General features: G+C 45.1%; 20 protein-coding genes and 2 tRNA genes. 4 read left to right on the plus strand and 18 right to left on the minus strand.

The features are described from left to right. Window positions 1–3 precede the first annotated feature (3 nt). The 5 genes from P2W84_RS16275 to P2W84_RS16295 all read right to left on the minus strand — a co-directional run bounded on the left by P2W84_RS16275 (window position 4) and on the right by P2W84_RS16295 (window position 4,413). On the minus strand, window positions 4–603 hold the full coding sequence (locus tag P2W84_RS16275; RefSeq protein ID WP_346348967.1) for a gliding motility lipoprotein GldD: 600 nt from the start codon (window positions 601–603) through the stop codon (window positions 4–6). Continuing rightward, window positions 591–1,334, minus strand: a complete 744-nt coding sequence (locus tag P2W84_RS16280; RefSeq protein ID WP_276091220.1) for a shikimate dehydrogenase — start codon at window positions 1,332–1,334, stop codon at window positions 591–593. Before P2W84_RS16280 ends, P2W84_RS16275 begins: the two co-directional genes overlap by 13 nt. A 20-nt stretch (window positions 1,335–1,354) precedes the next feature. Next, complete coding sequence (locus P2W84_RS16285) at window positions 1,355–2,125, minus strand: phosphosulfolactate synthase (protein WP_276091221.1); 771 nt, start codon at window positions 2,123–2,125, stop codon at window positions 1,355–1,357. Window positions 2,126–2,193: 68 nt separating this feature from the next. Next, window positions 2,194–3,597 carry a tetratricopeptide repeat protein gene (locus P2W84_RS16290; RefSeq protein ID WP_276091222.1) on the minus strand — a complete coding sequence of 468 codons (1,404 nt, stop codon included), beginning with the start codon at window positions 3,595–3,597 and terminating at the stop codon, window positions 2,194–2,196. Between the two features lie 216 nt (window positions 3,598–3,813). Further along, entirely contained in the window at window positions 3,814–4,413 is a 600-nt protein-coding gene (locus tag P2W84_RS16295; protein WP_276091223.1) for a DUF2807 domain-containing protein, read from the minus strand. 248 nt (window positions 4,414–4,661) lie between these two features. Between P2W84_RS16295 and P2W84_RS16300 the strand changes: the two genes are divergently transcribed. Next, window positions 4,662–7,556 carry a DEAD/DEAH box helicase gene (locus tag P2W84_RS16300; RefSeq protein WP_276091224.1) on the plus strand — a complete coding sequence of 965 codons (2,895 nt, stop codon included), beginning with the start codon at window positions 4,662–4,664 and terminating at the stop codon, window positions 7,554–7,556. Here P2W84_RS16300 and aat read toward each other — a convergent pair. Continuing rightward, window positions 7,553–8,185 carry a leucyl/phenylalanyl-tRNA--protein transferase gene (gene aat / locus P2W84_RS16305; protein ID WP_276091225.1) on the minus strand — a complete coding sequence of 211 codons (633 nt, stop codon included), beginning with the start codon at window positions 8,183–8,185 and terminating at the stop codon, window positions 7,553–7,555. The two genes, P2W84_RS16300 and aat, sit on opposite strands and share 4 nt — an antisense overlap. 56 nt (window positions 8,186–8,241) lie before the next feature. Between aat and P2W84_RS16310 the strand changes: the two genes are divergently transcribed. After that, entirely contained in the window at window positions 8,242–8,610 is a 369-nt protein-coding gene (locus P2W84_RS16310; protein WP_276091226.1) for a YccF domain-containing protein, read from the plus strand. Here the strand turns inward: P2W84_RS16310 and P2W84_RS16315 are convergent. Next, window positions 8,599–9,450: a phosphatase domain-containing protein gene (locus P2W84_RS16315; protein WP_276091227.1), complete on the minus strand. Its 852-nt coding sequence runs from the start codon at window positions 9,448–9,450 to the stop codon at window positions 8,599–8,601. The two genes, P2W84_RS16310 and P2W84_RS16315, sit on opposite strands and share 12 nt — an antisense overlap. A 205-nt stretch (window positions 9,451–9,655) precedes the next feature. On the opposite strand from P2W84_RS16315, the gene P2W84_RS16320 reads away from it, so the two are divergent. Further along, a complete protein-coding gene (locus P2W84_RS16320) occupies window positions 9,656–10,516 on the plus strand; it encodes a YegS/Rv2252/BmrU family lipid kinase (protein WP_276091228.1) in 861 nt (286 codons plus the stop codon). Window positions 10,517–10,539: 23 nt separating this feature from the next. On the opposite strand, the gene P2W84_RS16325 is transcribed toward P2W84_RS16320, so the two are convergent. The 11 genes from P2W84_RS16325 to P2W84_RS16375 form a co-directional block, all read right to left on the minus strand. Continuing rightward, complete coding sequence (locus tag P2W84_RS16325; RefSeq protein WP_276091229.1) at window positions 10,540–11,238, minus strand: TonB family protein; 699 nt, start codon at window positions 11,236–11,238, stop codon at window positions 10,540–10,542. Next, a complete protein-coding gene (rbfA, locus tag P2W84_RS16330; RefSeq protein ID WP_276091230.1) occupies window positions 11,198–11,566 on the minus strand; it encodes a 30S ribosome-binding factor RbfA in 369 nt (122 codons plus the stop codon). The genes P2W84_RS16325 and rbfA overlap by 41 nt, the downstream gene beginning before the upstream one ends. A gap of 21 nt (window positions 11,567–11,587) precedes the next feature. Next, window positions 11,588–12,778 (minus strand): GTPase HflX, encoded by a 1,191-nt coding sequence (gene hflX / locus P2W84_RS16335; RefSeq protein WP_276091231.1) that lies wholly within the window; start codon window positions 12,776–12,778, stop codon window positions 11,588–11,590. A gap of 22 nt (window positions 12,779–12,800) precedes the next feature. Beyond that, window positions 12,801–13,592 (minus strand): indole-3-glycerol phosphate synthase TrpC, encoded by a 792-nt coding sequence (trpC, locus tag P2W84_RS16340; protein WP_276091232.1) that lies wholly within the window; start codon window positions 13,590–13,592, stop codon window positions 12,801–12,803. A 1-nt stretch (window position 13,593) separates the two neighbouring features. After that, window positions 13,594–14,184: an aminodeoxychorismate/anthranilate synthase component II gene (locus P2W84_RS16345; RefSeq protein ID WP_276091233.1), complete on the minus strand. Its 591-nt coding sequence runs from the start codon at window positions 14,182–14,184 to the stop codon at window positions 13,594–13,596. A gap of 2 nt (window positions 14,185–14,186) precedes the next feature. Then, complete coding sequence (locus P2W84_RS16350) at window positions 14,187–15,587, minus strand: anthranilate synthase component I family protein (protein ID WP_276091234.1); 1,401 nt, start codon at window positions 15,585–15,587, stop codon at window positions 14,187–14,189. Window positions 15,588–15,830: 243 nt separating this feature from the next. Beyond that, window positions 15,831–16,274, minus strand: coding sequence for a cytochrome B (locus P2W84_RS16355; RefSeq protein WP_276091235.1), 444 nt, complete (start codon window positions 16,272–16,274; stop codon window positions 15,831–15,833). Window positions 16,275–16,383: 109 nt separating this feature from the next. Next, a complete protein-coding gene (locus P2W84_RS16360) occupies window positions 16,384–16,791 on the minus strand; it encodes a Dabb family protein (protein ID WP_276091236.1) in 408 nt (135 codons plus the stop codon). A gap of 27 nt (window positions 16,792–16,818) precedes the next feature. Beyond that, window positions 16,819–18,507 carry a sodium/sugar symporter gene (locus P2W84_RS16365; RefSeq protein WP_276091237.1) on the minus strand — a complete coding sequence of 563 codons (1,689 nt, stop codon included), beginning with the start codon at window positions 18,505–18,507 and terminating at the stop codon, window positions 16,819–16,821. A gap of 193 nt (window positions 18,508–18,700) precedes the next feature. Beyond that, window positions 18,701–18,845 (minus strand) — tRNA-OTHER (locus P2W84_RS16370). Window positions 18,846–18,902: 57 nt separating this feature from the next. Further along, a tRNA-Asp gene (locus P2W84_RS16375) sits at window positions 18,903–19,010 on the minus strand. Between the two features lie 155 nt (window positions 19,011–19,165). On the opposite strand from P2W84_RS16375, the gene P2W84_RS16380 reads away from it, so the two are divergent. Beyond that, a complete protein-coding gene (locus P2W84_RS16380; RefSeq protein ID WP_276091238.1) occupies window positions 19,166–19,639 on the plus strand; it encodes an Lrp/AsnC ligand binding domain-containing protein in 474 nt (157 codons plus the stop codon). Window position 19,640 lies beyond the last annotated feature (1 nt).

The following is a 19,640-nucleotide window of genomic DNA, read 5'->3' on the forward strand; positions in this document are numbered from 1 at the left end:
ATATCAATTTTTCCACTGAAATGTTTCAATCAACCGGTCAATATCCATTTTGATAAAGTTCACTACCGGTTGTATGGAATCGAACTGAGGCCTTTCATTGAAATATAATGCCCCTCTGAAATAATGCTTAACACTGTCTGTCAGAAAGAACTGTATAGAAGAGGCGGTATTGCCATCGATGGCATAATAGATCCCGTAGACCTTACGGTCCGGAAAACTGATGAGCCGCTGATCGATGGCGCTGGCCTTTACAGTATGTTTAAAGGCGAAAGTCCTGGCATCTTCCACCAGCGCCTCATATTCGCGTTTTGAAGATACATCGTAATAGGTGAGGTGCAAGCGGCCATTGAACCTTACAAAATTGAGGTTGTACCAGCAAGGCGCGGCATCTCTGCTGTCATCATGCTGCATCGCCGCATAAACGGGGTAGTCAAAGCTATAGGGACAGGTATCGTTGAACTTATGGTATGCCTTTTCCGGTAAAACGATCCTGAAGTATCCCCTGGGCTTTGGGCTGTAATCATCCCCTGCACAGGCGCCCATCATCATAAACAGGCAAAATACCAATATATACAGCCCCACCGATTTCATTAGCGATTCCAAATGTGCCAGGATCGTTCCGCCTGGAGATGAAGCATTTCCAGTCCGTTTTTTATTTTCGCCTGTTGCTTCCGCGCCATTTCCAGGAAACGGGTTTCTTCAGGATTATAGACAAGGTCGTAGGCCAGATGTCTTTCCGAAAGCGCCTCGTAAGGTATCAGCGGAAAGCTTTCCAGGTCAGGCGACATGCCCAGCGGTGTGGTATTGATGAGTAAGGTATATACACCGAGGATATCCGGGGTCACCTCGTCATAAGTAATTGTCCCGGGCATCACCTTCCGTGTAACGGAAAGAAATTCAATTCTTTGCTGATTAAGCACATATTTGACGGCTTTTGCGGCACCGCCGTCCCCAAAGATCAGTGCCTTGGTATGGTGCGGTTCTAACAGAGGCAACAAAGAAGTCTCAAATCCGTAGGCATCTGTATTGTGACCGTCCAGGTGCAGCCCTCCTGCATCCCGGTTAACTGAAATGCAATTTACTGCGCCGATCTCCAGCGCTGCCCCCTCAATTTCATTGAGGTAGGGCATGACGTCCAGTTTATAAGGTATGGTCACATTCAGCCCTTCCAGTTCCGGGTCATTGCTGATCAGCTCTGGTAACAGGGTAATATCTTCTATCGGGTACAATTCATATACGCAGTCTTCAATACCTTCAGCACTGAACTTTTGGGTGAAGAATTTCTTTGAAAAGGAATGCGACAACGGGTAGCCGATCAGTCCAAATTTTCTCATAGCATTAATTCCAGGGCTCTTTACAGGGTCCCCAAGTTCAGAAAATGGTCAAAAGTATCTCCTCTAAGCCCAAGGCGTATAGTTTCCAGGGGAATCACTTCGGCGGGGGCAATATTGCCCAGGTTTACATTAGAGCCGAGCAATTTAATAAACCATACCTGTTGTTCCTTTTGCGGGGCCTCCCAGATAATGGTTTCTTCCGGTATCTGTGTCAGGATTTCGTCTACAAGACCTTCCCTGACTTCACCCGAACCCCTGTAAATACCCACATTTCCACCTTCCCTGGCTTCTGCGATCACTTTCCAGGAACCTGCATCAATCTCTGCCTGCATTAACTTTATCCACTTATAAGGCGCAAATATCTTTGCCGCATCTTTAGAGCCTACCTCGGAAATCACGGTCACCTGTTCGGCAAGCTTACGGATATATTCACATTTCTGGTCATGTTCAATGCTGATCGATCCATCTGAAACCTCCACGTATTCCATATTGAACTGGTCCAGCACACGGCGGTAGTCATCAAACTGGTTCCGGATGACGAAAGCCTCGAACAAGGTGCCGCCAAAATAGGTGGGGATACCCGCAGCTTTATAAATGGCCAGCTTCTCCTTAAGATGAGGCGTTACAAAAGAAGTTGCCCATCCCAACTTAACAATGTCAGTATGTATTCCCGCAACGTCTATGAAATCTTCTGTCTGCCTCTTGCTGAGTCCTTTATCCATAACCATCGTAATGCCTTTATTCCGTGGCTTTACCGGTCTTTCTGGTAAACTGTTCAATGGGTAATTCATATTGCTGACAAAGGTGAAAAAAAATGAACAGTTTTTTACCAGCACCTGCCAAAAAACTGCCCCATCTCTTATTTTATATAACGGCTGATCACCTGCAATACCGAGGCATTTTCCTGAAGCTGAGGAAGATATTCAAACAGAATGTGGTGTTTTTCAGGATCTGCAGAAAGCGCAGTCTCCAAATAAACCATAGCTTCATTTTTTTCTCCCATCGCGAAAAGATAAGCTACCATTCTATAATACAGCTCAGCTGAATCCGGATTGTTTTTAATGGCATCTGCAATGGCTTCAGAAGCTTCAAGCAGTTTGCCCTGTTCATAAAGTACAGTGGAAAAGTCGAGCCAGGCCTCAACATCTAAAGGATTATATTCCAAAACTTTATAGTAAGCCTCAACAGATTGTTCGATTTGTCCGAGCTTATAATTGGCGTCTGCAATCGCAAACCAGAAATCAGGATTTTCAGCATCCAGCTCTACAGCTTTTTTGTAAAAATGAAGTGACTCAAAGTACCGTTCCTCAAAATTGAGGGTTACACCAATGCCAAACCATGCATCAGCCATATTCGGGTCCATTTTTACAGACTTTTTATAATAAGACCTGGCCTCGTCCATCTTTTCCAGCTTTTCGTAACATTCGCCGATTGCGCAATAGGTATCTGCATTTGGCTTTTCATACTCGAATGTCTGCCTGTAAACTTCTATGGCCTCGGCAAAGCGGTCAAGCTGCACAAGCGCATTTCCCTTATTGTAATAGGCAGAAGCAAAGCTATCCTTGATCAGTATCGCATAATCATAGGCATCAATTGCTTTTTCATAAAGCTCCAGCTTATGATAGGAATTGGCAAGGTTATACCACGCTGCATAAGAATAGGGGTCATTATCAATGTATTCCTGATAAAACTTAATGCTTTCCTCCTGCTTATCCAGAATATCATAACAAAAGGCCAGCTCATACAGCCCATCTTTATTTTCCATATTCTGTTCCAGGCTCTGCTTGATGTAGACGATGGCATTTTCGTAGTCGAGCATGTTCTGATATACATAGGCAATCTGAAGCAGGATCTCGTCTGTAGTCTCAGCAAACTCCAGGGCTTTCTGAAAATTTTCCAGCGCTTCTGAATAACGCTCCAGGGTATTGAATATATTTCCCCTCAGTACATAAATATCTGCATCGGAAGCCTCCAGCATCTCTGCCTTCTGTAAGGAAAGAAAAGCCCTTTCAAACTGATCTGTCACATAAAAGAGCTGTGCCTGCTTGACCAGGAACACGGAGGCATAGGGATGCTGACTGATGGCATATTCCACTACCTGAAGTGCCTTAACCGGATCGTTCTTGTCTATATAGTAGTCAATAATATTTTCAAAGGCTTGGGCATCAAAAAAATATTGGTCCTGGTTTCGTATCATCTCCTCGTAGCGCTCTACCGAACGCTGCGCATCGTCACTAAAATCAAAGTAAAATTCCTCTTCCATCTCTTGAATAATTAAAGAACAGATCCCTGTGTTAGCTATACACCATAAGTTTACAATAATAAACCACAGAAGCCAGCAAATAATTATCAACATTCACACAGCAAAGTGCCTAAATTACTGATAATACAACGGATAGCTTTATCTCCTACGTTCACAAATAACGGGAATCTACCCTGAAAACAGGTAATCTTCAGGTCAAGAAAAAGGAAGCGGGCTTTACCTGCCCTTCAGCATAATACTGGTCATTTCATTTTTTAGGGAATCAAGGCTGGTCCTGGCAGCGGTGAGGTGTGTTGCGTCCAACCTTGAGATACGGTCTTTAAGCAAGGTATGGTCTAAGGTATTGCCACTCAGCTTAAGATCTGCATTACCCACTGTATAAGTATAAAGGCTTTCCGTATCTGCTTTTACATCGGCACGGGCATCATCCCTAAGCAATACCTGGAGGTACTTCAGGTTTAACTGCCCGGTTGTCTTTACTTCTGCTTTTTCACAGGCATCGATGCGGTGCAGGTCCTTTACAACAACGGTTACAACGATGCGATCGGTCCCCTTACCATGGATCATCAGAGTATAGCCCCTTTTCGTAACCGAGAGATTCCTGCGATCAAAATCACTTTCTACGGTAACGCCCTCTCTTTTTCCCTGGGACAGCAAAACAGTAACATTTCCGCTTACTTTGATCCGGTTATAAGCAATGGCCGTTTCCTTTCCCGGCGCTTCATTTTTTACTGCAGCAGCGGCAACTTTAGCCGAGTTCAGGAACAAAGCAGTTGCGATCAGGGTACCAGTCAATGTATTGGTCAATGTTTTCATGTCTTCGTGTTTCTTTAGGATTTTTAAAATTTGTTTCACCCATAAGACGCAACGGGAGAAAAAACGTTGCAATGCCCACCAGGGCTTTATACCAGGTCGGCTCCGGATCAGACAAACCCGGTATTTTATTCGACGAACTCGTGATAAAAAATCGTCATAATTGGAACATCCTATTTGAAAGGCTCCCGATTTGACGTATGTTTAAGGATTTTTAATCGCTTACCTGTCCATCTTTAATCTCCAGCACAATGTTACGCGTCGATAGTTCAAAGCCATGCAAAATTGTATATTCACTATGCAAACATGCTTACTTCGGCTATCTGATTGAGCCTCATATCGTACAACTGAACCCACACGGCGATTTCTCGCTTACTTACCAGCGGTTGTTTTCACATACTGCCGCTGAATTTGCCCGGCACCTGTCGGAAACCGACTTAAAACTGATCAGCATACTTGACAAGACTGAACAGGACTATATCATCAAACGCTACCACAAAAAAGTGATCAGGCCTGCCGAATTCTTCAGCAAGTTCTTCAGCGAAAAGTTCTATGAGAACGTAAGGCCAAAAATAGAGAAAAAACTCTCAGAGGTATTACAGATCCTCAGAGCAGAGGGCGCACTTTATCAAATGGACAACGATGGATGGCCTGCAGAAAGAAAGCTGGAGTTTGCCCGGGAACCAGCGACTGTCCTTTTCCATTTCAGGAGGAATGAAACAGAGACACGTTATTTTCCTACGATTAAATACCAGGGCCTGCGCATCGATTTTATGTTCAAGGACGCCCAGATCATCAGTAACCAACCCGCATGGTTGCTGCTCAGCGATACGGTCTATTTTTTTGAACAGGACATTGAGGGGAAAAAACTGCAGCCTTTTCTAAACAAGAGGTACATTACCATACCCAAGGCGACAGAAGCTACCTATTTTGAAAAATTTGTCAGCCCACTGATCGAAAAATATCATGTTTATGCCGAAGGTTTTGATATACAGACAGAAAAACATATTCCTGTTCCATCACTCAGAATAGTTTACGTAGAAAACGGTATATCACAGCTCCAGCTGAATTTCCGGTATGGCAGCTATCATTTTGCCTCCGGCAGTGAAAACAAAGTGACGGTAAAGCTGCATCGTGAGGGTGACCAGTATATTTTTAACCGCATCAGGAGAGACACCTCCTTTGAAAAGCAGAAGTTCAATTTTCTGCTGGGCCTGGGCCTGAAAAAAGTAAGCGCGCTCTTTCAAAACCTGGAGGTAATACCTGACAAAGACGAAGACCAGTCTTATGCCATCATCAATTGGATCAATGAGCATCTCGTTACACTAGAGGCAAACGGTTTCGAAATCGATCAGGATACGGGTAATAAAAAATTCCTGCTTGGCGCCAGTAAGATCGACTTCGAAATTAAAGAAGACAACGACTGGTTTGATATCCATGCGATCGTATATTTCGGAAACCATGCAGTTCCCTTCATTTCACTCAAACAGCACATTCTTCACAAAAGAAGGGAATTTACACTTCCTGATGGCAGTGTCGCCGTGATTCCCGAAAAATGGTTCAGCAAGTACGGCAGCGTCTTTAGTCTTTCTGACGGCAGCAAGTCCCTGAAGTTAAAGAAGCACCATATCGGATTGATCAATGAACTTGCAGAAGACGGTATTGCCAGTATCACACTGAGCCGTAAGCTAGAACGCCTCAATGATTTTGAAGATATTGCTGACGTGAGGCTCCCGGCAGATTTTAAAGGTGACCTCAGGAGTTATCAGAAAGCCGGCTATAATTGGTTCAGCTTTTTAAGGGAATACCATTTCGGGGGCTGCCTGGCCGATGACATGGGACTTGGAAAGACCATACAAACGCTGGCCATGCTGCAAAAGCTCAGGGAGGAAAGTGAGCAGGCGGGTATACACGGCACTTCGCTCATCGTCATGCCTACTTCTCTGATATACAATTGGTTAAACGAAGCAAATAAGTTTACACCCAAACTCAGAATACATGCTCATATTGGGACATCCAGGGATAAAAATGTGGGAATATTTGCCCAATATGATGTGGTGATCACGACCTATGGTGTAACCCGTGTCGATATTGACCTGCTTAAGGATTTTTACTTCAGTTATATCATACTGGATGAGAGCCAGAACATCAAAAACCCTTCTTCCAAGTCTTTCAAGGCGGTGAAATCATTAAAATCGAAATATAAACTTATACTCAGCGGTACGCCGGTAGAGAACTCCGTAAGTGACCTCTGGACGCAACTGACCTTTCTGAACCCGGGTTTACTGGGCACCCAGGCCTTCTTCAACGAAGAATACGTTCAGGCCATCGAAAAACGCAAAGACGAGGAAAAAGCCAGGAAACTGCAGGCAATTATAAAACCATTTGTACTGCGGCGCACCAAGGAACAGGTTGCTGCTGAGCTTCCACCCAAAACGGAACAGGTCTTTTTCTGCAACATGAGTGAAGACCAGGCCGCTTATTATGAAAAAACCAAATCTGCCTACCGCAATGATTTGCTGAGCAGCATGGATGACGGCACTTATGCCCAAAAACAGGTACAACTGCTGCAGGGGCTTACACTGCTCAGGCAATTGGCCAACCATCCATACATGATCGACGAAGCATACAGCTCAGATTCTGGTAAATTCGAAAATGTGATACACACCCTTGATAACGTACTCAAGGGTGGTCATAAAGTGCTCATCTTTTCACAATTCGTCAAGCACCTGAATATTTTCAAAAGTTACTTTGAAAGAGAAGGAATCCCTTTTGCGTTTCTGGATGGGGGTACCCGAAACCGCGGCGAGGTCGTAGCAGATTTTCAGCAGAACAAGAACCTGAAGGTCTTTCTGATCTCTATTAAAGCTGGTGGTGTAGGTCTTAACCTCACTCAGGCAGACTATGTTTTTATTCTCGATCCCTGGTGGAACCCGGCCGTTGAGCAACAGGCTATTGACCGTTCTCACCGGATCGGGCAAGACAAAAAGGTATTTATTTATAAATTCATTTCGAAAGATACCGTGGAAGAAAAGATACTTGCGCTTCAGAACCGCAAGAAGAAACTGGCCAGTGCACTGATCACCACAGAAGAAAGCTTCTTCAAATCCCTCTCCAGGGAAGATATCCGGGAACTGCTGAATTAGCCCTTCAAAATATCCAGGTAATCCTGCATCGGGATCATTTCTGCCCCCAGGCTTATCAGATGTTCATTGGGCACCTGGCAGTCGATCAGGCTGAATCTTCCTGAGCAGCAGATGTCAATAAAAGCTGCTTTGGAGGCATTACTGACCAGGCTGAACATGCTTTCTCCACAAAATACCCGACCCATCAATACACCATACAGTCCCCCCGCCAGCATACCGTCCATCCAGACCTCCACACTTGCCGCGTGACCATTTTTATGCAGCTCTATATAAGCTCTTTGCATCTCGTCAGTAATCCAGGTACCTGTCTGCTCCTTCCGCTTTACCCTGGCACAATGGCCGATCACCTGTGAAAACGCAGTATTCCAGGTCATATTAAAAATTCCGCTGCTGATGACCTTTCTCATACTTCTACTTATCCTGATCCTATCCGGAAACAACACACAACGTTCATGTGGTGCGTACCAGCAAACCGGGTCACCCTCGCTAAACCATGGAAAAATCCCGCTACGGTAAGCCAACAGCAATCTCTCCGTCCTTAAATCTCCCCCTATCGCCAGCAAACCATCCGGATCTGCAAATGCAGGATCAGGAAATACCAGCTCATCTTCAGGCAGCTTAAAAATCATATGCAATAATAAAAAATGTAACTAATTTTATTTCAAGGCATCTCAACTAAAAACTTATGAATCTTATCGGCAATATCATCTGGATCATCTTTGGCGGGCTGGTCATATTTTTTGAATACATTATCGGTGGCCTTATCCTTTGTCTTACTGTCGTAGGCATTCCATTTGGCATTCAATGCTTTAAATTCGCAATTGTCGGGCTTGCACCTTTTGGCGTCAGGATTTCCGATACATCATCCAATACCGGCTGCCTCTCCACGATCATGAACATCATCTGGCTGGTTTTCGGCGGGTTCTGGATTGTCCTTACCCATTTGTTCTTCGGTCTGCTGCTCTGCATTACCATTGTCGGCATTCCCTTCGGAAGGCAACATTTTAAACTCATGAATCTGGCCTTTTCGCCGTTCGGAAAATCAATCAGCTAAGGTGTCAGGAGGGATAAGACCGAGCTTTCTGGAATGTGTTATCGCCTCCGCGCTCCGCTCAAATAAACAAGTTTTTATCCCTTTGGCAGCAATCCTGTCCAGGAACTCCTGAGCAGGGACTTTCATTTCCTCCCTTACGTTCCGGATATATACTGCCTCAATATTTTCCGGGTACTTCTCTGCTATTGCAGTATAAATAGCGGGGTCACGCTGCGAATTGTCACCAAAAAAAACAAACTTCTGGTTCGGAAAGGCATCTATAATGCGCATTACCCTGATCAGCTTGCCTTCGTGGCCTGTCTTCCCGGTCTTGATCAGGTCCTTCCATCGCTTGATCTGGTTTAGCAAAAAAGCGCCCTCAGGCAACTTGTTATACCGGAAAGTCTCTACCAGGTAATCGTAGAGGTTCCATTCGCTACTGGATACATAGAAAAAAGGATTGGGTTGGTCGGCAGTTGTATGTGCATGCGCCAGCAGGTTGTAATGCGTGTATGCGTCTTTAAATGTTTTTCTGGTGCGTGGATTTTTAATAAAGAGCTCCCTTAACCTTCTTCCGATGGTTGCTGAATGAGATACCATAATGGTGTCATCTATATCTGAAATAAAAGCATATTGTGTAATGTGCGGCACATAGACCTGCCCCTGACCTACTGCGATTACTTCACCTTGGCTGTTCAGGGCCTCTACCTCCACGCCATGCCAGCCTGCACCTACATTTTCATAAGCTGCCCATTCAAATTTAAAAAAACCGTCGTATTCAGTTTTCTGATATACTTCCTGATTCCCAAAGCTCAGCCGTACCTGTATAAAAGGATAGGGTTTCAGGATGAATAACTTCAATAAATGAACAATGTTTATCAGCAAATTGTTGCTGAAGGTCTGACGTGTTTTGGCCTTGTGTTTGAACACATGACCATATACCACCAAGTTATGTGTGTGTCCATACCCGTGGTATACCTTTACTGTTACAGCTTTACTCATTGTCCGGTAAAACAGTAACCACCCTACTGTTGTTTGAAAAGACAACTCCGTAAAACTGCAGAAAGTGAAATTGCTATACATCATCAACCCCGGATCGGGAAGCAAAGAGACCGATTACAGTAGTCTCATCAGGGGATATTTTGCCGCTCATGCGCAGGATCATGCCATCGAGTGTTTTGAATTGCCCGGAGATTTCGACACGGCTTCCCTCAAGGCGGTCATCGCTCAATCAGATGCAGACCGGGTTATTGCCGTTGGAGGTGACGGCACCCTGAAACTCGTTGCCGAATGCCTGCTGGACACCCAAATCCCCGTCGGCGTTATCCCTGCGGGGTCCGCGAACGGCATGGCCAGGGAACTGGACATACCACCCAATTTCGAAGAGGCGCTTGAAAAAAGCATCAATGGGCAGATCCGGAAAATCCACGCCATTTCCATCAATGACCAGTTTTGTATCCATCTTGCTGATATCGGCTTCAACGCTTATCTCGTCAAGAAATTCGATGATCTTCCTCAAAGAGGTATGCTAGGCTATGCCAGGGCTGCCTGGAAAGCGCTGTGGAACCATAATAAAATGAATGTCGAACTACAGATTGAAGGGCAAACAATACGGTCCAGTGCAGCTATGGTCGTCATCGCGAATGCGACGATGTATGGTACAGGTGTTAAGATCAATCCCGAAGGCAGGCTTGATGATAACAAATTCGAAGTAGTGCTGGTTAAAACGTATTCTGTAATGGAGATCTTAAAGATCTGGCTCACCAATATTGCCTTTGACCCAAAGCATATCGAGGTATTCCAAACCAGTAACCTGCAGATCAAAACCAAACGCAAGGCACACTTCCAGGTAGACGGAGAATACCTGGGCAAAGCAAATATACTTCATGCAAAGCTACTGCCCGCCGCTATCCAGATCATCTATTAATCCGGGCAGATCATTAAATGCCACTAATTACAATATCTGGCCAGCAGTTCATCGGCCAGGTCCGAACCCATATTCTTCACAAAATTGAAATCTTCACAAGCGCCCTGCCGGTCTTTTTGTTTCAACTTACGCCGTCCCTCTTCCACACGCTGCTTCAGGTATTCTTCATCATAACCCAACGTATTCTTCAATGCGATGATCCGCGCCTCTTCACTGGAGTATTTCCCCGAAGCCTTATTCCGGTAAAAATTAAGCACCACACTGGTCATACTCACATTCGTTTTGTAATTTCTAATGGCTTCCTGTATCTGTTCTCTTGTCTTGCTTCCACAATCATACCCTGAAAGCCGGAAATTGACCGGCGCAAGAACTATTAGGGTGGTATCATATCCTTGCGGGACGCTCCATTTTCCACTACTCAATCTGATCAACCGCAAGGCCTCATCATCCAGATCAGTTCCCAGTCCCCTACGCACCTCCGAGTAGTATACTTCACCATTCTTATTGAGTCTGAAGGCCACAACCACCTGCCCGTCAATACAATTCTGCAAGGAATACCGGGGATAGATCTTATGGTTGTTGATAAAGTTCTCCAGCCCCCCTTTCAGCTCGGGTTGCTGCCGGGCATTTACATTCAGCGGGAATACCAGGAAGGACAACAGCAAGAATAACCAGTACCGGTTATTCTGCTTTATCTCCGCGCTCCCTCGAGATTTTGTCAAATAGTTTATCCATATGTTCCACATACTCATTCGTATCATCTACAAAGAATGTGAGCGTTGGCACTACCCTGGCCTGATGGCGGATGCGGCTTCCCAGTTTATACCTGATCTCACCGGCGTGTGAATTTACTTCAGCTACTGAAAGCGAAGTATTCGATGTATTGAGGAAACTCAGGTAGACCTTTGCTACCGCAAGATCAGGCGAGACACGCACCCTTGTAATGGTCACCAGCGTATTGGGCAGATAAGCCGAGCCCTCCCGCTGAAAAATAGCCGCTAATTCTTCCTGCAACAAACCCGCAAATTTCTGCTGACGTTTACTTTCCATAGTCTTTCCTCCTTAATTCCGTTAATATAGCAATTTATCGTAAGGATAACGGCTGGTATGCAAAGCCACTACCTTATCATATAACAACTGCCTGAATTCCTCAACATTTTCCTTTTCCAGTGCAGAAATGAATATCGCCGGTGCATTGTGTTGTGCCATCCAGCTTTTTTTGAAATCGTCCAGCGTAAGCGTCAAAGGTTCTTCGCCCTCATGGTCCGGCTCCGGACTCACATAAGCATCGATCTTGTTGAATACCATGATCGTATCCTTATCCCTGGCGCCCAGGTCTTTCAGCGTTTCATTGACCACGTGGATCTGGTCTTCAAAGTTCGCATGCGAAACATCCACAACATGTACCAGCACATCTGCTTCCCTTACCTCATCCAATGTAGATTTAAAGCATTCTACCAGGTGATGCGGAAGTTTCCGTATAAACCCTACTGTATCTGAAAGCAGGAAAGGCAGGTTATCTATGACTACCTTCCTCACCGTTGTATCCAATGTGGCGAACAACTTGTTTTCCGCGAAAACATCTGACTTCGACAGCATATTCATGATCGTGGATTTGCCTACATTCGTATAGCCAACAAGGGCAACCCTGATCAGCTGCCCACGATTCTTACGTTGCGTCTCATTCTGCCTGTCGATCTGCTTTAGTCTTGATTTCAGCAGGCTGATCTTTTCCAGGATCATCCTCCTGTCACTCTCGATCTGGGTTTCACCGGGTCCCCGCATACCGATACCACCTTTCTGACGCTCCAGGTGTGTCCATAAACGTGTCAGCCGGGGTAGTAAGTATTGCAGTTGGGCCAGCTCTACCTGCGTCTTGGCCTGTGCGGTCTGTGCCCTTCTGGCAAAGATATCCAGGATCAGGTTACTCCTGTCCAGTATCTTTACCTGTAGCTCACGCTCGATATTCCTCAGCTGAGAAGGGGAAAGCTCGTCATCAAAAACAACGATATCAATCTCTTCTGCTTTTACATAAGCCTGAATTTCCTCGAGCTTGCCAGTCCCTACAAAAGTAGCTCTATCAGGTTTCTGCATCTTTTGGGTAAACTCATACACCACCTCTCCACCTGCTGTATCTACGAGGAAAGCCAGCTCATCCAGGTATTCCCGGGTCACTTCCGGTCTTTCGCCCGGGCCGATTACACCTACCAGAACAGCCCTTTCCTGTTTTACTGCAGTATCATAAAATTTTTGCCTTCCCATGTAAGGAACAAAGATACAAAAGTTATACCGAGATCAGTTCCTCTACAAAATGCCGCATGCTTTCGCCGGGCAAGGCAGTCTTCATAAAATTCTCCCCGATCAGGAAGCCGTTGAACCCTGAATTCTTCAATGCTCTTATTGTACCCGGGGCACTGATCGCACTCTCTGATATTTTCATGAAATCTGAAGGGATACGGTTTACCAGGTCAAAAGACGTCTGTATATCTACAGTAAAATCGGCCAGGTTCCGGTTGTTCACGCCAATGGCATCCAGGTCGGGGCACACACTGCGTTCCAGCTCCTCCAGGTTGTGTACTTCCAGCAGCACATTCAATCCAAGCCGCTTTGCAAAGCCAGAAAGATGAGTAATCTCTGCAGGGCTTAATATTGCCGCAATCAGCAGGACGACATCTGCGCCCCAGGCTTTCGCCTCCAGCAGTTGGTATTCATCGATCATGAAATCCTTTCTCAATATGGGTATCCCGTTATGTGCACGTGCTTCCAGTAAATCTGCCGCACTACCGCCAAAGAAATCCATATCCGTAAGTACAGAAAGAGCAGAAGCCCGGGCAGCCGTATAACCTTGCGTCACCTCCTGCACACCAACCTGGTCATTGATCACCCCTTTAGAAGGCGATTTTCTTTTAAATTCCGCAATGATCCCGGTTTTTTCAGGATCAAGCAAAAAATCCCTGAAGGAAAGTGGCATACGTTCGAAATAATTTGCTGCTTCCAGCTCCTTTACTGAAACCTGTTGCTTAGCCCGTGCTACTTCTTCCTTTTTGCGGGCAACAATCTTATCTAAAATCGTCATATTAATTTTCCAGCCAGTTCTTCATCATTTGTTTACCATATTCCGTAAGGACGCTTTCCGGGTGAAACTGCACACCCCTCACCTGATATTTCTTATGCCGCAGCGCCATGATCTCATTTGAACTATCCGTAGCTGTTACTATAAAACAGTCCGGCAAACCCTCATTGCTCACGACCCAGGAGTGATAACGACCCACTTTGATCACCTCAGGACAGTCCCTGAACAACAATTCCTCTTTATCAACTACTTCAATGGGCGTGGCAATTCCATGCATCGGCCTGCCCAGATTAAACAATTTGCCGCCAAAAGCCTCTGCGATCGCCTGTTGTCCCAGACAAACCCCAAAAATATGCTTTGTAGGCGCATAGGTCCTGATCACATCGAGCAACAACCCCGCCTCTTCCGGGATACCCGGTCCCGGAGACAATAAGATTTTGTCAAACTGTTCAACATCCTTCAGATCAAACCTATCATTCCGCCAAACCTCTACCTCCCAATCCAGTTCATTTACCAGGTGGACCAGGTTGTAGGTAAAAGAATCGTAATTGTCAATCACCAGGACTTTTTTTTCTTTGCTGTTCTCGGTTTTCATAATTATAGTTGTTCCGCCATTTCAATTGCCCGGCGCAACGCGGCAATCTTGTTATTTACCTCATTTTTCTCACTCAAAGCTACAGAGTCAGCAACAACACCTGCGCCTGCCCTGTAGTGGAGTCTGTTATTTTTGCTCATGAATGTTCTGATCATGATGCAGTGATTAAACTCATCATTAAAACCCATATAACCCAGGGCACCGCCATAGAAATTTCTTCCAAGCCCTTCATATTCGTCAATCAGCTGCATCGCACGGTATTTTGGCGCACCGCTCAGTGTGCCTGCAGGATAGGTATCGGCCACAATTTTAAACGAAGGAACACTGTCCTGCAATTTGCCGCTCACCTTAGAAACCAGGTGGATCAGGTGCGAATAATATTGTACCTCCTTAAATGATTTTACTTCGACATGGTTACAATGCCTGCTCAGATCGTTCCTTGCCAGATCTACGAGCATCACATGTTCTGCACTCTCCTTCGGGTCCTGCTCCAGTCTCCGGGCCTGTTCTGCATCTTCCTCGTCATTTCCCGTACGCTTAAATGTACCAGCGATCGGAAAAATACTTGCTTCCTTATTTTTGATGGTGATCTGGGCCTCAGGTGAGGAGCCAAACAGCTTGAAGCTGCCATAATCAAAATAAAACAGATAAGGCGAAGGATTAATAGAGCGCAGGCAGCGGTACACATTGAACTCGTCTCCCAGGAAAGCCTGGCTGAAAGCCCTCGAAGGCACGATCTGGAATACATCTCCCCTCAGGATGTGTTTCTTCAGCTTCTCCACCACTTCCATAAAACCCTCATCAGTCAGGTTGGAACTTTCTGTTCCGTCAATTTTAAAGCTGTACTCGGGGAAGTTCTTGTTCTGGATCAGGTATTCAATTTTCTCCAGTCCCGGCTCCGCATCCTCGTTAAATATGTTCTTAAATAAGGTCACCTCATTCCTGAAATGATCAATCGCAATGATATAACGGTAAATATGGTATTGCATCGTCGGGATTTCCTCACTTTCCGGGATTTCGGAAGAAAGAGAGATGTCTTCAAAATGCTGTACCGCATTCCATGTAAAATAGCCAAACAGTCCGCAGGAGATATAACGCCTGTCTTCGACTATGCCTGGTTGAAAACGCTTCTTGAATGCCTCAATCTCTTCTGCCAGTACAAATTCATGCTTCTCCTCTGCCGTACTGTCCGGATAACTTGCCGTAAATACGCCGTTTTTCAATACAATCCCGGCAACCGGTTCGGCACAGACATAACTTACAGAGTTTTCCCTGCTATGATAGTCAGAGCTTTCCAGCAGTATCGTATTCGGGAAAACATCTCTCAGCCTCAGGTAAATGCTCACCGGAGTAGTTGTATCCGCAAGTCTTTTTTTGTATTCCGTCTTAATGATATAAGTCATCAGTGTATCTTTTATCTGTTTCTTGTTGTCTCTTATTGCGTATGGCTCCTAAAAACAAGGGGCCCGACGTGTGGTCTACGTCGGGCCCTTAATGTGGTTGGTTTAGGTTGATAAACTATAATGTACACCAGGTTACGAGTAGACGCTCTTTTAGAATGCTACGCCATTGCCAGGTATGTTTATTGTAAATCATGCGTCACAAAAATATAAATAAAACTTACAACGCAAAATAAAAATGAAAAATTAGGATACGCCAAAAAACGTCCTTGAGGGATCTGCTTTAGTCATTGCTATAATCGCAGCGAAGATCAGCACAAGAGCAAGTCCAAAATACAAAGCCACAGCCCGGTGTCTGGCTAGGGGATCGTCCCCGCGTTTTGAACGTGCATTACCCACCGTAATAAGGACAATCGCGAAGATCATCATGCCAATATGCTCCATCTTCCAGTAACGGCCCAGGGCCTGAGAACTGTCAACGGAAAACCAACTGCCTATAAAATAAAGCAGTAATCCGAAAACCAGTTGAATATGCGCCGAAATCAACGCAAATACATTTAACTTTCTGTTGCCCTCGGTATAAGGCTGCTTACCAAGCCAGCCAGCCATAGCCCGTACAAAAGCCAGCACCAATAATACCAAAACAATATAGCGCCAGCCAGAATGCGCGCTCTTTAAAATCTCGTACATAGTTTCTTTTTTTATTTCAAAGCTAAGTTTTTGGCTTCATCACAGGACAAACCTCTATTAAATATTTGAATTTAGAATCATTCTACTAAATACAGGCAGATGCCCGGGATCAGACCGCTTCTGTGTCATAGACAATCACTTTTTCCCAAAGCGGGCTGCATTCCTTTACAAAGGCCTGGTGAAGGGGGTGATCCTGGTAAGTCTTTTGTCCCTCAAGGTTACTGAAGAACATCAGCTCTGATACACTATAGGTATTGTCTACAACGCCCCGTTCCTCTGTTGCAGCAGGCACGCCGACATACAACTCGCGGATGGTTTCAATCTTTGCCAGTTTCTTTAATCCAGCGATCAGCTTATCTCGGTCTTCTTTAGACTCAGGGTTTTTCAGCCAGAAAAACACATGATGTGATATCGGGTATTTCTTTTCCATACTTACAAAAGGTGTCGCCGCGCTCGCCGCAGCCCCTGCACCAAGAGCGGCTGCAGTACCAATAAATTTCCTTCGTGTTGTGCTCATAGCAGCAAAATAAACATTTTTTTTCAGCTACCAGTAAAGCGTGTATAAAGCCACCAATATACCACAAACCAGTATTGCACCCACGGCAAACCCTGTCGTTGTCCTGAACATGGTTTTATCTATCTCCAATCCCTGCACACGTACACCCCTGCGCGCATCGATCAGACTGATTACGTACATCATCACTACGCAGATCAGAAACACAAAGCCCATCCTGTCCAGAAAGGGAATTTCATAAAGCATTGTCCCGTCTCTTTGCATCACCTGCTTTGAAAAACCCAGACCACTTAACCACGACAGATCCGCGAGCCGGGGCAATGCCTTAAATATCACTGAAAGTGCAAAGCCCCCGATAGTTGCAAACAAGGCGGCATTCGAAGAAGTCTTCTTCCAGAAGAAGCCCAGAATGAACATAGCAAAAATACCAGGAGACACGAATCCGGTATATTCCTGTATGAATTGGAAGCCTCCTTTTTTATCGATACCTAATTGCGGAGCAATAATGATCGCAATGATCATTGCCGCAACTACTGTTATACGTCCGATCACCACCATACTTGCTTCCTGCGCATCTTTATTAATGACTTTGTTATACACGTCAAGGGTAAAAATCGTAGCAATACTATTGACCTTACCCGCGAGAGAAGCCACGATTGCTGCAGTAAGCGCAGCAAAAGACAAGCCTTTCAGTCCTACGGGCAGCAAATTCAGCAATACGGGATATGCACTGTCAGGATTCAGTTCACCACTCTTACTCATTGCAGTACTGAAATCGCCAAAACCTTCCTTATAGAGTACAAAGGCCGCAATACCAGGCAATACAACAATCACCGGCATGAGCAATTTCAAAAACGCGGCAAACAATATCCCGTCGCGTGCAGTTTTCAGGTCGGCACCCAATGCTCTTTGGGTGATATACTGGTTGCAGCCCCAATAATTCAGGTTTACGATCCACATCCCCCCAATCAGCACGGTCAGGCCAGGCAAATCCATATAATGCGCATTTTCCTTTTTGAAGATCATATGGAAGTGATCTCCGGCTTTTTCTTTCACAAGATGCAGCCCTTTCAGCACTCCGGAGCTGCCGAAATGTGTAGCTACCAGATCCAGTGCAAGGTAAGTGGTAGCCAAACCGCCGAGGATCAGGAAAAATACCTGGATCACGTCTGTGTAACCGATGACCTTCATACCTCCAAGCGTAATGATGATTGCAAATATCGCCAGCAGGTACATACAAGTCGTCGTATGGATGCCCGATATACTGTTGATCGCCAGTGCACCCAGGTAGAGGATTGAAGTAAGGTTGACCACCACATACAACAACAACCAGAAGATGGCCATGATCATAGCCACCGTGCCATTGTATCGCTGTGACAGGAACTGTGGCATCGTATAGATCTTGTTCTTCAGGTAAACCGGGATAAAAAAGACTGCTACAATCAGCAGCGTAGCAGCCGCCATCCACTCATAAGTCGCGATGGCCAGACCCATGGAAAAACCGGAACCGCTCATTCCGATAAACTGCTCTGCAGAGATATTGGACGCGATCAGCGAAGCCCCGATCGCCCACCAGGTCAGTGAGTCTTTGGCAAGAAAGAAATCCTTGGAATTTTCCTTGTCCTTTTTCTTCTGCCGGTAAACATAATATCCATAAAACGCGACGATAAGGAAGTAGATAAAAAAGACAACATAGTCTTTAGGGTCTAAACGGTTCATTCAATTTATTTTGGTTTAAAATTATATTCTCTGTAAGTCCTGGTAGGGTACTCCGCCTCACCTGCCCCCCCAGCTTATAAATGATTCGCCCTAAGGTCAGCAATTCCTGTGAAAACCATCATCCGGTGTCAAAAAAAAAGAGTACCCCATCCAGGGTACTCGATTTTAACTAACTTATTATTCATAAAAAAACTGGCTGTTGGGGAAGGAGTCGAACCTTCAAGGGGTAGTTAGCTACAGCTCAAAAATTAATTTGTGGTCAACCCATAAGCTGCGTTTATCCATTTATCCCCACCACCGAGACAAGAAGGCGTGTCTGCCAATTTCACCACCCAACAATATTTAATGTACGTATTTTAAGCGATGTATCCGGGTGAAGGAACACATTACTTAAGCTGTAGGAGAAGGAGTCGAACCTTCAAGGAGTAGTTAGCCCTTACGGGTTTTCCGGAATCTCCGCCACCGAGACAAGGAGGTGTGTCTGCCAATTTCACCATCCTACAGTATGTTCAGGCAAGCTTTAAAGAACATCCTTTTTCTTACTTGCTTGATACAAATGTAAGGACATCACAATTACATTACAAATATTTCAAACTATTAATTTCATTTTTATTAAATCAGTAATTATATTTGAATATCATTACCAAATGAATAAACGATGCAAAAAAAAGGAAGCCAAAATTTAGAAATTGATAACCTGGATATCGAAATATTAAAGCAACTGATGCAGGATGCAACCAGGCCCTATACGGAAATTGCCAAGGACCTGATCGTTTCAGGGGGCACTATACACGTCCGTATGAAGAAATTACAGGAGATGGGCATCATCAGGGGCTCACATCTTATTATCGATGCCCAAAAGGCCGGCTATGATATTACCGCATTTTTAGGTATTTATCTGGAGAAGGGTATTCAATATAAGGATGCCGTTGCCCAGCTCAGTAAGATCAAGGAAGTTGTAGAACTCCATTATACTACGGGTGCCTACAGCATGTTCGCCAAGATCGTCTGCCGCGACACCAGCCATCTGATGCACGTGCTGAACGAAGAGATACAGGCAGTGCCTGGCATCCAACGCACCGAAACCCTGATTTCACTCGAAGAAAGCATCAGGAGGCAGATTGAACTGTAAC

This window comes from Pedobacter sp. JY14-1 (genome assembly GCF_029269825.1).
Classification (GTDB): domain Bacteria; phylum Bacteroidota; class Bacteroidia; order Sphingobacteriales; family Sphingobacteriaceae; genus Pedobacter.

Excerpts from the sequence above, each read along its gene's own strand:
- P2W84_RS16280 (WP_276091220.1), bottom strand. The coding sequence starts at position 1,334 with ATGAGAAAATTTGGACTGATCGGCTACCCGTTGTCGCATTCCTTTTCA.
- P2W84_RS16285 (WP_276091221.1), bottom strand. The coding sequence starts at position 2,125 with ATGAATTACCCATTGAACAGTTTACCAGAAAGACCGGTAAAGCCACGG.
- P2W84_RS16290 (WP_276091222.1), bottom strand. The coding sequence starts at position 3,597 with ATGGAAGAGGAATTTTACTTTGATTTTAGTGACGATGCGCAGCGTTCG.
- P2W84_RS16295 (WP_276091223.1), bottom strand. The coding sequence starts at position 4,413 with ATGAAAACATTGACCAATACATTGACTGGTACCCTGATCGCAACTGCT.
- P2W84_RS16300 (WP_276091224.1), top strand. The coding sequence starts at position 4,662 with ATGTTACGCGTCGATAGTTCAAAGCCATGCAAAATTGTATATTCACTA.
- aat (WP_276091225.1), bottom strand. The coding sequence starts at position 8,185 with ATGATTTTTAAGCTGCCTGAAGATGAGCTGGTATTTCCTGATCCTGCA.
- P2W84_RS16310 (WP_276091226.1), top strand. The coding sequence starts at position 8,242 with ATGAATCTTATCGGCAATATCATCTGGATCATCTTTGGCGGGCTGGTC.
- rbfA (WP_276091230.1), bottom strand. The coding sequence starts at position 11,566 with ATGGAAAGTAAACGTCAGCAGAAATTTGCGGGTTTGTTGCAGGAAGAA.
- hflX (WP_276091231.1), bottom strand. The coding sequence starts at position 12,778 with ATGGGAAGGCAAAAATTTTATGATACTGCAGTAAAACAGGAAAGGGCT.
- trpC (WP_276091232.1), bottom strand. The coding sequence starts at position 13,592 with ATGACGATTTTAGATAAGATTGTTGCCCGCAAAAAGGAAGAAGTAGCA.
- P2W84_RS16345 (WP_276091233.1), bottom strand. The coding sequence starts at position 14,184 with ATGAAAACCGAGAACAGCAAAGAAAAAAAAGTCCTGGTGATTGACAAT.
- P2W84_RS16350 (WP_276091234.1), bottom strand. The coding sequence starts at position 15,587 with ATGACTTATATCATTAAGACGGAATACAAAAAAAGACTTGCGGATACA.
- P2W84_RS16355 (WP_276091235.1), bottom strand. The coding sequence starts at position 16,274 with ATGTACGAGATTTTAAAGAGCGCGCATTCTGGCTGGCGCTATATTGTT.
- P2W84_RS16360 (WP_276091236.1), bottom strand. The coding sequence starts at position 16,791 with ATGAGCACAACACGAAGGAAATTTATTGGTACTGCAGCCGCTCTTGGT.
- P2W84_RS16365 (WP_276091237.1), bottom strand. The coding sequence starts at position 18,507 with ATGAACCGTTTAGACCCTAAAGACTATGTTGTCTTTTTTATCTACTTC.
- P2W84_RS16380 (WP_276091238.1), top strand. The coding sequence starts at position 19,166 with ATGCAAAAAAAAGGAAGCCAAAATTTAGAAATTGATAACCTGGATATC.